We start from the raw sequence: 14,390 nt of genomic DNA on the forward strand, positions 1-14,390 counted from the left end.
TGATCATGAAACGCCTTGCTGTATTGCTACCAGTGCTGTTATTGAGTGCCTGCGCCAGTGTGCCGCCGGATGGCCCAAGTCGCATGGCGTTGCCGGGCAGTACCAAGAGTTTTGACCAGTTTCGTTATGACGATAGTGTATGCCGGCAATTTGGGCTGGAGCAGAGCGGCTCGGCAAAAGCCGCGGCAAAAGATAGCGCTGTGACCAGCGCTGCTGTGGGTACAGTGGTCGGGGGCTTGCTCGGCGCTGCCGTCGGTGGGCATGAGGGTGCCGCAGTGGGGGCCGGTTCTGGCCTGTTGTTTGGCACCATGGCAGGAGCCGGCATGGCGGCAGATTCTTACGATGCTGCGCAACAGCGTTATGACAATGCTTATACGCAATGCATGTATGCCAAGGGGCACAAGGTGGCAGTGTCGGGCAACCTTGCGCAGACGCGCCAGCAAACAGAGTCGGTACGCCGTAGTGTGCCGCCTCCACCTCCGCCCCCTGGATATCGTGGTGCGCCGTTATCCGCTGGCGTGCCGCCAGATTATCAACAATAACAATCATCGTGAATGAAGTAGTTTGCAGGTATCGGGGATCAATAGCATAGCGATACTGCGGTATCAGGAGGACATCATGAAGTATTCAAACAAGAACAAGGTATGGTCAGCGCTGGCTGTGGTTATGTTGTCGACCGCTCTTGCCCAAGGCGCGGCATATGCGCATCCCGACGATAGGCCTGATCGGGGCCCACGTCATGAACATCGTTGGGATAAGGGCCAGGAGCGAGGACATGTTGAACGTGGCCCGCGTGGCGGTAAGGGCTGGGATCGTGGCGGACATCCAGTAGTGGTCCAGCAGAATGTGTATTACCAGTTCCGTGACCAGGATAGGATGAGGTTGTATAACCAGTACCAACGCAGCTTCCGCAATGCGCACTGGGATCGCAGGCCAGACTTCAGGCCCGGCTATGTCGTCATGCCCGCTTACCGGCCTTACATCACGCCTGTGCCGGTGCATGTGTTACGCACCTTGCCACCGCCTCCACCGGGATATGTGATTGGCTACTATCAAGGTTATAACGTCGTTTACGATCCTACGACGTATGTCATCCTGACAGCGATAGATTTGCTGTCCAGGAGATAACTCAGGGTTGGCCGATGAGTTTCAGCCGTAGCTTAGGTTCCGTGGTTTTGCTCCCTAGCCAGATATCCAGAAAGCAGCGGCTGAACTCGGCATCATGAATCGTGGTGGTCACTTCGCCATTGCTGAAAAAACGCAGGCTTTGATCCGGTAGTAACAAGGCAGTCAGGCTGTCACCTGCTTTGACGTCGGTGAAAGCGCTCTGCATGACTGGCGTCCAGCGAGCAATCTTGTCTTCCTCTACCCCTTGTTTGCGCATTTGTTTGGCACCTTCCTTGGCCAGCTCCTCGGCCGTAAAGGTGTGACCGTAGATCAGCTCCAGGGCATGCGGTTTGTCTGCTGTATATTGGCCGCGCTCTGCCCATAACCTCGCTTCATACACTTTGATGCCGAACCAACGCAATACACCCTTGCCCACTAATGCTACCTGCGGCAAATCTGGCTCAAGATAGGTGGGCGCTATATCCTTTGCCCAGGCTACGCTGGTGAGGAGCAACCAGCCGATGATCAAGATACGCATGTGAGCCTCCTTTATTGGTGCCGATGCAATGTCCAGAGTTTGACGTCGGTACGTTGTTCAATGAAGCCAGCCTCGCAATACTTGAGGTACATTTCCCATAGACGAATGAAGGCATCGTCAAAACCTTGCGCGCGGATGGCACTCAGTTGTGACATGAAACGCTGGTGCCACAGATGCAGGGTGTGGGCATAATCCTGGCCGAAGGATTGTAGTCTCTTGACCTTGAGCCCAGCTCTTTGGGCATGGGTATACAGGCTGGAGGGGCAGGGCAGCATGCCACCCGGGAAAATAAATTGCTGGATGAAGTCGGTGCTGCTGCGATAGTGCGGAAAATAGCGATCTGCAATATCAATACACTGAATCACGACCTTGCCACCTGGCTTGAGGCAGTGTTGCAGGATGGAAAAATACCTCTGCCAGTGAGTCTCACCGACTGCTTCCAGCATTTCAATCGAAACAATATGGTCGTATTGCCCATCAAGATCACGATAATCCTGCAAGCGGAGGGTGACTAGGGCGTCCAGGCCTTGTCTGTGTATGCGTTGCTCTGCAAATGCCAGTTGTGCAGGCGAGAGGGTAATCCCATCCACCTTGAAACCACGCTGAGCCGCATATTCCGCGAAGCCGCCCCAACCACAGCCAATTTCAAGGATATGCTGGCCTGGCTGCGCATCCAGTTCATCCAGAATGCGCTGGTATTTGGCATGCTGTGCTTGTTCCAGGGATTGTTCCCGCTGCTTGCCAAACCAGGCCGCGGAATAAGTCATACTGGGATCTAGCCAGTGCTGGTAAAAATCATTACCCAGGTCGTAATGCGCGTGAATATTACGTTTACTTCCCGAGCGACTGTTGGCGTGCAGCCAGAGATGTGACAACCGACGCACCAGCAAGGCCCACCATTTGCCATGAATGGCTTGTTCCAGCACTTGCTGGTTGTGGATAGCCAGGCGGAACAATGCCAGTAGATCCGGGCTGCTTACCCAGCCTCGGCGCACGCTTTCGGCAAAGCCAATATCGCCCTGCACCAGAATCAGGTGGCTTGCCTGCCAATCATGGATATGTAGTTGTGCATTGACGTCGCTGGATGTTTTACCAAAGCTGCGGACCAAGCCTTCCGGTGTGGTGACATCCAGCATGCCATGTTCCAGCTTATCCAGCATGCTGAAAAATATCTGTCCCGGCAATGGAAGTTTGGTGGCAGGTTGTAGGGACAGGGCGCGATTAGACTTGCTTTTCATTGCCATGTTTCCTTTGGTTATAGGTCAGTGATTGTTCAGGCGCTGTTGGTTTGGAGTGGAAGGGTGTTTTCTTCAGCCACAGGCGCAATGCCTGCCAATGAATACGGAATACCACACCCAGCGTCATGAGTGGCATTTGGCAAAAAGCCGAGAACATTGCGCCTGTGGTGGCCGGGCCAACATGGCAATTAATCGAGGTGGCAATTAACGGGGTGTGCGAGGACTCATGGTCAAAGTAATTGATTGCCATGTGGTGGCGGTGGCCTGATGCGGAATACTTGAATTGATAGTATCCGCTTACATTGCAGAATGGCGAGACATGAAAGGCCTTGCGGCATTCGAGTACAGTATCAGCCACAATTGGGCCGTTATCTTCTGCGACGAGTAAGTACTGATGATGCTCACCAAATGTGTTATTGACTTCTGCCAGGATGGCACGCAGGGTGCCGTCTTCATTATGCAGATACCAGAAACTCACCGGATTGAAGACGTAACCCAGTACCCTAGGCATGGCTTGTAACCAGATTTCGCCAGCAGGCATCACTATCCCCGCGCTTTCAAGCTGGCGTTCAAGCCAACCTAGCAGGTCTCCTTGGCAGTCGCCATGGTCACGCTCGTGGAAACTTAACAGGCGCCAGCGATTGACGGCAAATATCCAGCTTTGTCGTGCGCGCAAATTGGACAGTTGACGCAATGGAATGCGTAAGCAGAACACCGGATAAACAAAATGGTTGGGCAAGGGACGTGTGCGTGTGTGCATCACCTTGCCTAATCCCAGCTCCATGTCGGCTATCTCAGTCATAAACCGCTTTCCATGGTGCTTCTACACCCAGTGCCCGTGCTACGCGTAGTGCTGATTTCAGGCCATCCTCATGAAAACCATAACCACTCCAGGCACCACAGAACCAGGCGCGGTTGCGGCCTTGTATATCTGGCAGCTTTTTCTGGGCGGCGATGGCAGTGGCATCCATCAGCGGATGCGCATATTCGAATTGCGCCAGTACTTTGTCTTGGCGGATATCGGTATGCGGGTTTAGTGTGACAATCACGGGCTGGTGCCAGGGCAAGGGCTGTAAATGATTGAGCAGGTAGCTCACCGTGACAGGGTATTGCGGCCTGCTACGGATGGGCATGTTGTAGTTCCAGGCGGCCCAGGCTTTTTGATTGGTAGGAAGCAAGGCTGCATCCGTATGTAATACCGCTAGGTTGGGCTGGGTATGGAATGCGCTCAATATCCGGCGCTCATCTGCGTCACAATCCAGCAGGCTTAGGCTGGTGGGAGCATGGCATGCCAGGATGACATGGTCAAAGTACTCCACCCCGTGCTTACTATGGATGGCGACATGATCTGCACTACGCTGGATAGCCGTGATCGGGCAGTCAAGCCGGGCATCCGGAATGCTGCTGAGCATCTTTTTTACATATTCCCGTGAGCCGTGCATGACGGTTTTCCAGACAGGGCGTTCATTGATTTGCAACAAGCGATGGTTAAGGCAAAAGCGCAAAAAGGTTGCTGCGGGAAACTCCAGCATGGATGCGGTGGAGCATGACCATATCGCCGCTGCCATGGGGAGAAGATACCACTCCCGCATGGTGTTGCCATACCCATGTTGATCAAGCAGATTGCCCAGCGTGTAGTGCTCATCAGGTATGGTGTCGAGGTAATGCTGGGCTTGGCGGTTGAAGCGCAGGATATCCATGAGCATCCACCAGAATTGTGGTCGCAGTAGGTTGCGGCGTTGGCAGAATACGCTATCCAGATTGGTGCCTGCCCATTCCAGCCCTGCAGCCTCAACCGCAACAGAGAAGGTCATCTGGCTTTCATGGGTGCGCACGCCTAGGTGCTGAAACAAGGCGACCAAATTGGGATAAGTCAGGTCATTGTGCACTAGGAAACCGGTGTCTACTGGCGCGGTGATGCCATCCAGCGTGACATCTACCGTATTGCTATGGCCGCCGAAGTAGTGATTGGCTTCAAACAAGGTGACATCGTGTTTTTTTGCCAATAGCCAAGCGGCAGCTAGCCCAGAAATACCTGAGCCGACAACGGCCATGCGATGCCTTGGTGCCATCATGCCTCCCCCAATAATTGCTTGCGCAGTCGTGGGCTGTGGCATTGCTGGTGGAACCAGATATCCGCAAAAGCTCGTGGAAATTCGCTGCTGACCAGGCTGCCTAACAGTTGTTCGTCGTTATAAAAGCATACCTCCTGCCGTTCTGGCAGAAACAATATCCACAGCAGGTCGCCGCGTCCTGCATCCGGGATGATGGTACGTAATTGATCTATCCACTGCGCAATGGCTGTATCTGCGGCTGAATCAAGGCGCAACATCTCTCTTTGGCTGGCGTCAATGATGTAGTCGGCACTTACATTGCGCAGATACTCGAATTGCAGGGCAAAGGCAGTATTGCTTGGCTGACTTTCATGTAGCTTAAGAGGACCTGCCGTCCACAGTGTGGCGCGATAAATGGAGAATACACTCCAGGTCAGGATGCCGGATCCTTGCTGCTGCCAATCGGGGCTGTCATTACCCGTCTGGCTGGTGAGGAAGTCCTTGATTGCTTGCATGCGTAGCCCTGATATACCAATTGATAGTAAATATAACACAAAAGTTTAAAATGGAAACTAATCAGTTTACAAAATGACTTGTTGGTTTATAATGGGTCAAAATAGCAGGAACCCAGTATGAGCCAAAGTGTGAAACCGAGTTTGAAAGAGCGGCAGTTTGCCTTGCGAGAGAGCGCTATCTTGGATGCAGTGGATAGCTTCCTTGCACGCAAGGGATTCGATCTGATGACGATGGACGAGATTGCGCAGGAGGTGGGCATATCCAAGGCCAGCCTTTACAAGCATTTCGATTCCAAGGAGTTGTTGGCCGCTGCCACCATGACGCGCTTGGTTGAGCGCACCTTGCAGGTGATCGCGCAGCAAGCTCAAGAGGACAAGCCGCTTGATAACTTGAAAGCGCTGGTGGCGTGGAGCGTGCGTGAGCATTTGGCTGGCCGTATGCCCACCTTGCCTTCAACGCGTTCCAGCATTCATGAGTTCATGACACGCCATGATCCATACGTGCGTAAGCTGGAAGCTCTGACCGAGATATTGGGTGGCTGGATTATCGCGGCCCAGGCATTGGGCCAGATCAATCCATCGTTGCCGGGGGAAGTGGTGTTGTACACCATTTATGCGCGGCCTTGTGACCCGGTGATCGATTTCCTCAAGATGGGTGGCGCTTTCACGGACGATGAGATCGTGGAGGCCATCGTGACGACTTGTTTTGGCGGATTGCAGTCACGCGCTTAGCTGGCTTGTATCCTTTCACTGAGGAGCAACATCATGCAGTTAATCAAGTACGCCATTGAGCTTTCTGAGCAAGGCCATATGCCGGACAGCCTTATCCGGGCTGGCATCCGGCATTTGCTCAAGGCCAGGTTGCAGGAGGTCAGTTCGCATGATGTCGCTGCGAGTGCTGAGCTGCAAGATGACTTTTTGCAACAGATGCGTCAATCACCGGTTGCTCTGGTGCCTGAGCTTGCCAACGAACAACACTATGAGCTTCCTAGTGACTTTTTCCGCATGAGTCTGGGGCAGCAACTGAAATACAGTTGCTGTTACTGGCCAGAAGGTATGGATAGCTTAAATGGTGCTGAGGAGGCGGCGTTGTCTGCTACTGTTGCCCATGCCGGGATTGCCGATGGGCAGGACATCCTTGAGTTGGGATGTGGCTGGGGCTCGTTGACGCTCTATATGGCTCATCGTTATCCAGGCAGTCGCATCACCGCAGTCTCTAACTCCCATTCCCAACGTGATTTCATCCAGAGTACGGCGCGGCAGCGTGGCTTGAGCAATGTCACTGTCATCACTGCCGACATGAATGCTTTCATAGCAGAGCAGCAGTATGACCGTATTGTGTCGGTGGAGATGTTCGAGCATATGCGCAATTACCAGGTGCTGTTCGAGCGCCTTGCTGGTTGGCTCAAACCGCATGGGCGGTTCTTCATGCATATCTTCGTGCACCGCCTCACTCCTTATGCCTTTGTGGCGCAGGGCAATGACGACTGGATGAGCGAGCTGTTTTTCTCCGGGGGTATGATGCCTAGCGATGCCCTGCCATTGCACTTCCAGCAGCACCTCAGGCTGTTGCGCCAATGGCGCTGGAGTGGTGATCATTACGAGAAGACAGCGAATGCATGGCTGGAAAAGATGGATGCCAATAGCGCGCCCATCATGCAAGTGTTCCGCGATACTTATGGCGCAGATGCGCAACGCTGGTTCAATCGTTGGCGGATTTTCTACATGTCTTGCGCAGAGTTGTTTGGTTACAACGATGGGCAGGAGTGGTGGGTGAGCCATTACCTGTTCGAGCGCCAGGGTTGAGATGGCATCTCGCCAACTTATCCTGAATTTCGTGTTTTTCCAGCTAGGCTGGCTGGTTTGTGTCTATGGTGCGGCGCATCACATGCCATGGCTTGGGCTGCTAGTCACTACGCCCGTGATAGCTTGGCATCTTTACCAGGCGTCTGCCTGGCGGCAGGAATTGAAATTGCTCATCCTGTTCCCCCTGGTGGGCATATTGCTTGATCAATTGCTGCTGTCGCTGCATTTACTCTCTTTCCCTGCTAGCGCCTGGCCTGCCGAGTGGTTGCCACCATGGATGTGGTGCCTGTGGGTGTTGTTCACGACGACATTGAATGTCAGCCTGCGCTGGCTCAAGGCGCATTACTGGCTCTCGGTTATCTTGGGTGCCTTGGGTTCAGTGCTGGCCTATCAAGCTGGTGAGAAACTGGGGGCTATCCATTTACACCAGGATTGGAGCCTGATCGGGATTGCGATTAACTGGAGCCTGGCCATGCCCGCCGCAGTGTATCTTGCCCGTCGATATGATGGTTTCCATGACAAGGAGATAGCGCGTGCTGCTTGATTCTGCATTCTGGCAGCCCTGGTGGCAGGCGCTATGTCCACTGGCCATTTTTGGTTTGCTCGGCTGGATGTATAGCCTTTACCAACGCAATGTGCACATCATCGATAGCATGTGGAGTATCTATTTCCTCATCACGGCACTCTGGGTGGCACAAGGCCAGATATTGAGCGAGCGTAGTGTGCTGTTACTCATCGTGGTTGTGTTGTGGGCGACTAGGCTGGCCGCTTACCTGACCATTCGTAATTGGGGCAAACCCGAGGATTATCGCTATCAGCAGATCCGCGCCAATAATTCGCCCCATTTCTGGCTGAAAAGCCTCTATATCGTGTTTGGCCTGCAACTGCTGCTGGCATGGGTGATTGCCTTACCTTTGGTGGCTGCTGTGCAAAGCGATGCACCTCTGCATTGGCTGGATATGACTGGATTGCTGTTGAGCATCATCGGGATCGTTTATGAAGGCGTTGCCGATTGGCAGCTGTATCGCTTCAAGCGCAACCCGCTTAATCGCGGCAAGGTACTTGATCGTGGCTTGTGGGCTTGGTGCAGGCACCCTAATTATTTTGGCGAAGCCATCACCTGGTGGGGATTCTACTTGGTGGCTTGTGCGGCCGGTGGGTGGTGGACGTTATTCAGTCCGCTCTTGATGACTTTTCTCTTGCTCAGGGTCAGCGGCGTTAAATTGCTGGAGCAGACCATCCATGAGCGCAGGCCGCAATACCGCGATTACATCGCCCGCACCAGTGCTTTCATCCCCTGGCCGCCCAAGGCGAGGTGATGCTGCGTTCATCCATTGCCGAGTAAGGAGTTCATCATGTCATGTAAACACTGGTTGGCTGCCTTAATGAGTATGTTTGGCTTATCTGCCTGTGCGACGCAGACGCCATTGCCTTTGGCTTCGCATGTCGATATCGAGCGTTTCATGGGGCGTTGGTATGTGATTGCCCATATCCCGACTTGGATAGAGAAACAATCCTATAACGCTGTTGAGTCGTATGCGCTCAAGCCGGATGGGTCGATTGCCACGACATTTACCTTCAACGAAGGTGGTATCCATGGCCCGATGAAGGTATACCACCCGACTGGCTTTGTGATTGAAGGGAGCGGCAATGCCTTATGGGGCATGCAGTTTGTCTGGCCGATTAAGGCGCAATACAAGATCAGCCATGTGGCCGATGATTATTCAAACACCATCGTGACGCGCGATAAGCTCGATTATGTCTGGATCATGGCGCGTACTCCCAGCATCAGTGAGCAGGATTACCAACAGCTACGTGGCTTAGTCGAGAGCTATGGTTATGACATGAGCAAGCTCAGGCGCGTACCCCAGATGGAGCGTCCGCGCGAAACGCCCTGAGTCGCAGCAATTCCAGCCCGCTTAATTGCCCCAGTGAATCTCTGCTAGCCCCAATGTACGCAGGGCAGCGTTTACTTTTGAATATGGCTGGCTACCGAAAAAGCCGCGATGGGCGGATAGTGGGGAAGGATGTACCGAGCTGATCACGGGATGGTGCGCTGCGATCAATGTACGGAACTGTTGTGCGTGACTACCCCAGAGAATGAATACCAACGGCGTATCGCGTTGGCCCAGGTAAGTGATCAATGCGTGAGTGAATGCCTGCCATAACTTGCTGTGTGCACCAGCCTCTCCGCCCCGCGTCGTCAATGAGGCATTAAGCAATAAAATGCCCTGCTCTGCCCATGGCATCAGGTTGCCACTTTCCAGTGTTTGTCCAAGGTCAGACTGCATCTCCTTCAGCATATTACGCAATGATGGTGGTGGCCTCACACCGTCTGGTACCGAGAATGACAAGCCATGCGCTTGCTGTATACCGTGATCTTCACCATGGTATGGGTCCTGCCCTAGCAAGACTACACGTACCGTGGATGGAGAAACTTGCCGCAAGGCTTCGAACCATAAGCCACGTCTAGGGCGTATATCTGCCTCCATTTCCAGGCTCGCGCTAATACTGTTGTAGAGCGGCTGTAATTCAGGAATAACAGCCGCCCATGCCGCAGGCAGCGATTCCGGGTGAGGATGGGTGATGGGATCGGGCACAACATGCATGATGCAATCTCAATTCAGGCTGAAAGGAGCGGCCTACGGTACTAAATTCAAGGGTGCCGGGCAAGCATAAATGGCGTAATATCGTTCCAAGGTATAGCTCTTCCTCAAGAGCAAATGCCGTTGAGGCAAGCGCAAGACTTGCTGGTGATATGAGTTCAACACGATGGAGAAAGCGCGATGAAAACCTTGTCTATCCTATTTCTTTCCCTGTTTGTTGCATTGCCTGCCTTGGCAAGGCCGGTGGCAGAAGACGAGTTCCAGATCATGAAGGCTTGCCATGTGAATGCCACTGCCATGAACCTGGACGGCAACGTGCGCGAACACTATTTGAACAACTGCGTGGTATCGCAAGCCTATACCAATACGTCTGCCATCCAGGCACGCAAGCAGTGCCAGATTAGTGCTACTGCAATGAACCTGGACGGAGAAACTCGGCGTAACTACCTGGCTTCCTGTCTTGCCAGCAATTGATTCAAGCTAGGTAGTCTTGTAGGCGTTCAGCCAACCAATCCATGAACACCTTGACCCGGCGTGGCTGGTGTTGACGGTTGGGGTACAGCATTGTGATAGGCATGGGAGCGGCTTGATATTCGGGAAGTAACTCAAGCATCTTGCCTTGCGAAAGATGCTTCTTGGCCGCCGCTTGTGGTACCTGAATAATGCCAAGCCCGGCTAGGCAGGCTTGGGTATACGCATCGCTATTGTTGACGGTAATGATGGATGGCATCTTGATGCGCTTGATCTCGGCGCCTAGCCTGTATTCCCAATAAGCATCTTCCGACCCCAGTACCTGTGCGTAGTGCACCATGAAATGGTGCTTAAGATCATCCAGCGTGCTGGGAGCGCCATATTTCTCCACATAGATAGGGCTGGCACAATTGATGGTGTGATGTACGCCCATTGAGCGTGCTACCAGGCCTGAGTCGCCCAGATTGCCAACGCGCAATACGCAGTCAAAACCTTCTGCCACCACGTCTACCCGTCGATCAGTGCTGCTGAGTTCTATCTTGATGCCTGGATGTTGAGCCAGGAAGTCAGGCAAGTGAGGCATGACTACTTCGCGGGCGACAGCCAGGGGTACATCAATACGGATGCGCCCCTGAATACCTTTCTCATCAAGCTGGAACATGGATTCCAGCTCATCCATATCTGTCAGCAGATCTTTGCATCGTTGGTAAAACACTTGCCCATCATGAGTCAGCACTACTTTGCGCGTTGTGCGTTGCAGTAGCCGGGTACCCAGGTGGCCTTCCAGGTTTTGTACTGCCATCGAAATGCTGCCTTTGGGCAGCCCCAGGCTATTGGCAGCCTGGGTAAAGCTGGATAACTCGGCGACACGGGTAAACACCGTCATGGCATGCAATTTATCCAATCCTGCCGCTCCTTTAGCTTGGATGTCATTTGTTCAATTTATATGAACAGTTTAATCATTATTTGCTTATTTATCATGGTTTATTCACGTAATAAACTGGCCAAAGATTGATTCAACATTGACCAAAGGAGAATGCATCATGAGCAAGATTGCCATTATTACTGGAGGAAATCGTGGTCTGGGCCGCAGCATGGCTTTGCACCTTGCGCGCAAAGGTGTGGACAGCATCATTACCTATCGCAGTGGCAGTGAACAAGCCCAGGCGGTCGTGGCTGAGATCAGCCAGCTTGGTGCGAAAGCTGTAGCGTTGCAGCTTGATGTGGGTGATAGCAGCAGCTTTGCAGGGTTTGTCAGTAGTGTGCAGCAGGCCTTGCGGCAATGGGAGCGTCAGGATTTCGATTTTCTTGTGAATAATGCTGGTATTGGCACACATCAACTGATTACCGAGACGACCGAGCATCAGTTTGATAGCTTGATGAATATACATTTCAAGGGTGTATTTTTCCTGACGCAGAAGTTGTTACCCTTGATGCGTGATGGAGGGCATATCCTGAATATCTCCAGTGGTCTTACCCGTTTCACCATGCCAGGCTATGCGGCTTATGCCGCAATGAAGGGTGGTATTGAAACATTGAGCCGTTATCTCGCCAAGGAGCTTGGTCCGCGTGGTATCCGCGTCAATGTGCTGGCTCCAGGTGCAATCGAGACGGATTTTGGTGGAGGTGCCGTGCGTGACAATGCAGATATTAATCGCTTTGTTGCTGACCAGACTGCCTTGGGGCGAGTGGGGCTCCCAGATGATATTGGCGCATTGGTTGCTCTGCTATTGTCAGAAGATAGTGGTTGGGTCACAGGCCAACGCATTGAGGCTTCAGGCGGGATGTTTCTATAACTCTTATGCCACCGGCATCATTGGTTGTGTGCCGGTGGCGTGTTTACGCTACTTGATCAACCATTCCGTTTTTCATAAGCCTCGACGGCTTTCTTGGTTTTTGCTGGTTCGGTTTGCCAGCCGCGCACCCAACTCATGACATGCAGTATTTCATCGGGTTCAAGCAAGCCTTGTTGTGGTCCCATCTGGCCATCGGCACCGCCATAGATAGTCTCAAACAATCCTTTGTCCTGGCGGTTGCCAGGATAGGTCCAGTAGTCATCACTAAGTGCAGGGCCTAGCTTACCTTCTGCAAGGTGGCCATGGCAGCCTGAGCAGGCGGTGGCAAAAATCACATAGCCTTTATTCATGGCTTCCTGGTCGCCGTTGTAAGGGTTGACGCCGGTATTTTTGAACTCCTTGAATTGTGGTGTTTCCGTTTCACCCGTGAAATCAAGTGGATCACCGGAGATTGTGCCGCGGAAATCCAGGTCGGCATGGGCTGTAGTTAACACTAGTCCACTGGACAGCAAAACACCTAGACTTCCTGCAATGATAAGCTTTCTAAAAAGTTGCATATGATTACCCTCGGTTATTCGGTTAATGAGAATAAAACTCATAATATTTAATAAATTAGAATTGTTAGGTTGCTTACCATAGTGTTATTTTTAGAGGTGCTGGTAAGCAGAAAGTTCAAGGCTTGATGAACCTTGGTTAGGCAGGGCGGGAGTGAGCTAAAACAGGGCTTTTGACTAGGGTTCGATGCTGTACTAAGGGTGCAGCATGGTGAGTTAAGTCGAGATGAACTTCTTGCATAAGATGATCTCACTTATGCATGGCGTGCCTATGCAATTGGCTTGTAGGCCAGTAGGCTGGCAAGCTCCTGCAAAAGCCGGCGGCGGGGATGGTGGCAATGCCAGACCAGAGCAATGGTACGACTGGGTTTCTGGCGGATGTTGATGTAGCGTATATCGCTTTCATCGGGCTGAATGGCCACAGATGGCATCAATGTCACACCGACACCATTCTTGACCATGAAGCGCAGGGTTTCGAGGCTTGAAGCGCGGAAATCATCCTCGATGAATCGGGACGGATTGCAAATCTGTAGTGCCTGGTCGCGCAGACAGTGCCCTTCATCCAGTAACAGCAGGTTTTCCTGATCGATCGCATTGAGATCAACCTCGTCGTGATCGGCCAGGGCGTGATCGCTGGCAACCGCCAAGGTAAAAGGGTCCTCGAACAAGGGACTGGCTTCCAGCTCTTGCGGTTTTACCGGTAGTGCCAGTAATGCAGCATCTAGCTTCATACTCAGCAATAGCTCTATCAATGCATTGGTTTTCTCCTCAATCACCAGCATTTTCATCGCCGGAAAGTGTTGCTTGATGCGGAATACATATTCCGGCAACACATAGCTGGCCACGGAGGGAAACGCGCCAAGTGAGAGCTTACCGCAGGTGGGCAGTTGGGCCTGGGCCGCAATCATGCGGATTTGCTCTGCATCGGCAACGATGCGGCGGGCGACTTGAACCACTTGTTCGCCAATCTCCGTGATGTCGACTTGGTTTTTGTTGCGCACGAACAAGGGCACATCAAGATAATCTTCGAGCTTCTTGATCTGCACGCTCAAGGTAGGCTGGCCGATAGCACATTGGCTGGCCGCCTGGCTGAAGTTTTTGCAGTCGGCGACTGCAATTAGGTAGTTCAAGTCTCTCAAATTCATGTCTTTACCTCTTGGGTGTTCCCTGCCCCAAGCCATTGGATCGTACCGCATGTTGTTTCTCGCGCATTGTAACCATGAAGCCCCTCTTTACCTTATTGATATTGCCCATGGCGTCATTGAGCAAATGAATTTCAGTTATCTCCGGTGAAAGCATTCAATGCTGACAAACGCGGTAGTGCCCATTGTAGGGAGTGCCGGGTTTCAACGCTTCGCTTAAATCATGAATTTGTTAAAGGAGATAATCATGAAAAAGACTACGCAACTTGCCGCCATGATCTTGATGGCTTCCGCGATGTCCAGCGCCCATGCTGATTCCATCCGCCCTTTCGCCAATAGCCTGCTTGGCACCTGGAAGCCGCTGCCAGAAGCGGTGAGCAACCAGCGCCCCGATGTCGACCAATCCCTGCAACAGTTTGCCAACAGCCTGCTGGGCAAGAGCGTGCGCCAGACCACTGCAGTTAGTAATGACAAACCAGATGTAGACAAATCTCTCGCCTTGTTTGCATCCAGCATCCTGCACTAATGCATGCATTTCCTGGCTCCAGTGCGGTAATAGGCTG

At 52.6% G+C, this 14,390-nt stretch carries 19 protein-coding genes; 10 read left to right on the top strand and 9 right to left on the bottom strand.

The annotated features are described in order from the left end of the window. Positions 1-5: 5 nt before the first annotated feature. Both ACIKP9_RS10715 and ACIKP9_RS10720 read left to right on the top strand, forming a co-directional pair. The gene (locus tag ACIKP9_RS10715) at positions 6-542 is read left to right on the top strand and encodes a YMGG-like glycine zipper-containing protein (RefSeq protein WP_400882515.1); all 537 of its coding nucleotides are present in this window, start codon (positions 6-8) and stop codon (positions 540-542) included. Between the two features lie 76 nt (positions 543-618). Beyond that, on the top strand, positions 619-1,128 hold the full coding sequence (locus tag ACIKP9_RS10720) for a hypothetical protein (protein ID WP_400882518.1): 510 nt from the start codon (positions 619-621) through the stop codon (positions 1,126-1,128). A gap of 1 nt (position 1,129) precedes the next feature. Here ACIKP9_RS10720 and ACIKP9_RS10725 read toward each other — a convergent pair whose 3' ends face one another. From ACIKP9_RS10725 to ACIKP9_RS10745, 5 genes are read right to left on the bottom strand one after another with little or no spacing between them, the layout of a single operon-like run. Further along, positions 1,130-1,645, bottom strand: coding sequence for a chalcone isomerase family protein (locus tag ACIKP9_RS10725; RefSeq protein ID WP_400882521.1), 516 nt, complete (start codon positions 1,643-1,645; stop codon positions 1,130-1,132). A gap of 11 nt (positions 1,646-1,656) precedes the next feature. After that, on the bottom strand, positions 1,657-2,883 hold the full coding sequence (locus ACIKP9_RS10730; RefSeq protein WP_400882524.1) for a class I SAM-dependent methyltransferase: 1,227 nt from the start codon (positions 2,881-2,883) through the stop codon (positions 1,657-1,659). Continuing rightward, entirely contained in the window at positions 2,867-3,685 is an 819-nt protein-coding gene (locus tag ACIKP9_RS10735; protein WP_400882527.1) for a DUF1365 domain-containing protein, read from the bottom strand. Before ACIKP9_RS10735 ends, ACIKP9_RS10730 begins: the two co-directional genes overlap by 17 nt. Beyond that, the gene (locus ACIKP9_RS10740) at positions 3,678-4,958 is read right to left on the bottom strand and encodes an NAD(P)/FAD-dependent oxidoreductase (RefSeq protein WP_400882529.1); all 1,281 of its coding nucleotides are present in this window, start codon (positions 4,956-4,958) and stop codon (positions 3,678-3,680) included. The genes ACIKP9_RS10735 and ACIKP9_RS10740 overlap by 8 nt, the downstream gene beginning before the upstream one ends. Then, positions 4,955-5,452, bottom strand: coding sequence for a chalcone isomerase family protein (locus tag ACIKP9_RS10745; protein WP_400882532.1), 498 nt, complete (start codon positions 5,450-5,452; stop codon positions 4,955-4,957). The genes ACIKP9_RS10740 and ACIKP9_RS10745 overlap by 4 nt, the downstream gene beginning before the upstream one ends. A gap of 117 nt (positions 5,453-5,569) precedes the next feature. On the opposite strand from ACIKP9_RS10745, the gene ACIKP9_RS10750 reads away from it, so the two are divergent. Genes ACIKP9_RS10750 through ACIKP9_RS10770 form a run of 5 tightly spaced genes read left to right on the top strand, consistent with a single transcriptional unit; the run spans position 5,570 to position 9,156 of the window. Further along, on the top strand, positions 5,570-6,184 hold the full coding sequence (locus ACIKP9_RS10750) for a TetR/AcrR family transcriptional regulator (protein ID WP_400882535.1): 615 nt from the start codon (positions 5,570-5,572) through the stop codon (positions 6,182-6,184). Between the two features lie 33 nt (positions 6,185-6,217). Beyond that, a complete protein-coding gene (locus ACIKP9_RS10755; RefSeq protein ID WP_400882538.1) occupies positions 6,218-7,258 on the top strand; it encodes an SAM-dependent methyltransferase in 1,041 nt (346 codons plus the stop codon). Position 7,259: 1 nt separating this feature from the next. Next, a complete protein-coding gene (locus ACIKP9_RS10760; RefSeq protein ID WP_400882540.1) occupies positions 7,260-7,802 on the top strand; it encodes a DUF2878 domain-containing protein in 543 nt (180 codons plus the stop codon). Next, positions 7,792-8,577 carry a DUF1295 domain-containing protein gene (locus ACIKP9_RS10765; RefSeq protein WP_400882542.1) on the top strand — a complete coding sequence of 262 codons (786 nt, stop codon included), beginning with the start codon at positions 7,792-7,794 and terminating at the stop codon, positions 8,575-8,577. The genes ACIKP9_RS10760 and ACIKP9_RS10765 overlap by 11 nt, the downstream gene beginning before the upstream one ends. Positions 8,578-8,613: 36 nt before the next feature. Next, a complete protein-coding gene (locus tag ACIKP9_RS10770) occupies positions 8,614-9,156 on the top strand; it encodes a lipocalin family protein (RefSeq protein ID WP_400882545.1) in 543 nt (180 codons plus the stop codon). Positions 9,157-9,177: 21 nt separating this feature from the next. Here ACIKP9_RS10770 and ACIKP9_RS10775 read toward each other — a convergent pair whose 3' ends face one another. Next, the gene (locus tag ACIKP9_RS10775; RefSeq protein ID WP_400882548.1) at positions 9,178-9,867 is read right to left on the bottom strand and encodes a uracil-DNA glycosylase; all 690 of its coding nucleotides are present in this window, start codon (positions 9,865-9,867) and stop codon (positions 9,178-9,180) included. Between the two features lie 177 nt (positions 9,868-10,044). On the opposite strand from ACIKP9_RS10775, the gene ACIKP9_RS10780 reads away from it, so the two are divergent. Next, positions 10,045-10,338: a hypothetical protein gene (locus ACIKP9_RS10780; protein WP_230348509.1), complete on the top strand. Its 294-nt coding sequence runs from the start codon at positions 10,045-10,047 to the stop codon at positions 10,336-10,338. Position 10,339: 1 nt separating this feature from the next. On the opposite strand, the gene ACIKP9_RS10785 is transcribed toward ACIKP9_RS10780, so the two are convergent. After that, positions 10,340-11,239, bottom strand: coding sequence for a LysR family transcriptional regulator (locus tag ACIKP9_RS10785; protein WP_400882551.1), 900 nt, complete (start codon positions 11,237-11,239; stop codon positions 10,340-10,342). Between the two features lie 139 nt (positions 11,240-11,378). Here ACIKP9_RS10785 and ACIKP9_RS10790 point away from each other — a divergent pair, with 139 nt between their 5' ends. Beyond that, a complete protein-coding gene (locus ACIKP9_RS10790) occupies positions 11,379-12,131 on the top strand; it encodes an SDR family NAD(P)-dependent oxidoreductase (protein WP_400882553.1) in 753 nt (250 codons plus the stop codon). A 56-nt stretch (positions 12,132-12,187) separates the two neighbouring features. Here the strand turns inward: ACIKP9_RS10790 and moxG are convergent, their stop codons facing one another. Together moxG and ACIKP9_RS10800 are read right to left on the bottom strand one after the other, a co-directional pair. Next, on the bottom strand, positions 12,188-12,688 hold the full coding sequence (gene moxG / locus ACIKP9_RS10795) for a cytochrome c(L), periplasmic (protein WP_400882556.1): 501 nt from the start codon (positions 12,686-12,688) through the stop codon (positions 12,188-12,190). A gap of 266 nt (positions 12,689-12,954) precedes the next feature. Continuing rightward, positions 12,955-13,830, bottom strand: coding sequence for a LysR substrate-binding domain-containing protein (locus ACIKP9_RS10800; RefSeq protein ID WP_230348513.1), 876 nt, complete (start codon positions 13,828-13,830; stop codon positions 12,955-12,957). A gap of 244 nt (positions 13,831-14,074) precedes the next feature. On the opposite strand from ACIKP9_RS10800, the gene ACIKP9_RS10805 reads away from it, so the two are divergent. Continuing rightward, entirely contained in the window at positions 14,075-14,353 is a 279-nt protein-coding gene (locus tag ACIKP9_RS10805; protein WP_400882559.1) for a hypothetical protein, read from the top strand. Positions 14,354-14,390: the final 37 nt, after the last annotated feature.

The sequence above is a fragment of the Methylobacillus methanolivorans genome (genome assembly GCF_044751345.1).
Classification (GTDB): domain Bacteria; phylum Pseudomonadota; class Gammaproteobacteria; order Burkholderiales; family Methylophilaceae; genus Methylobacillus; species Methylobacillus methanolivorans.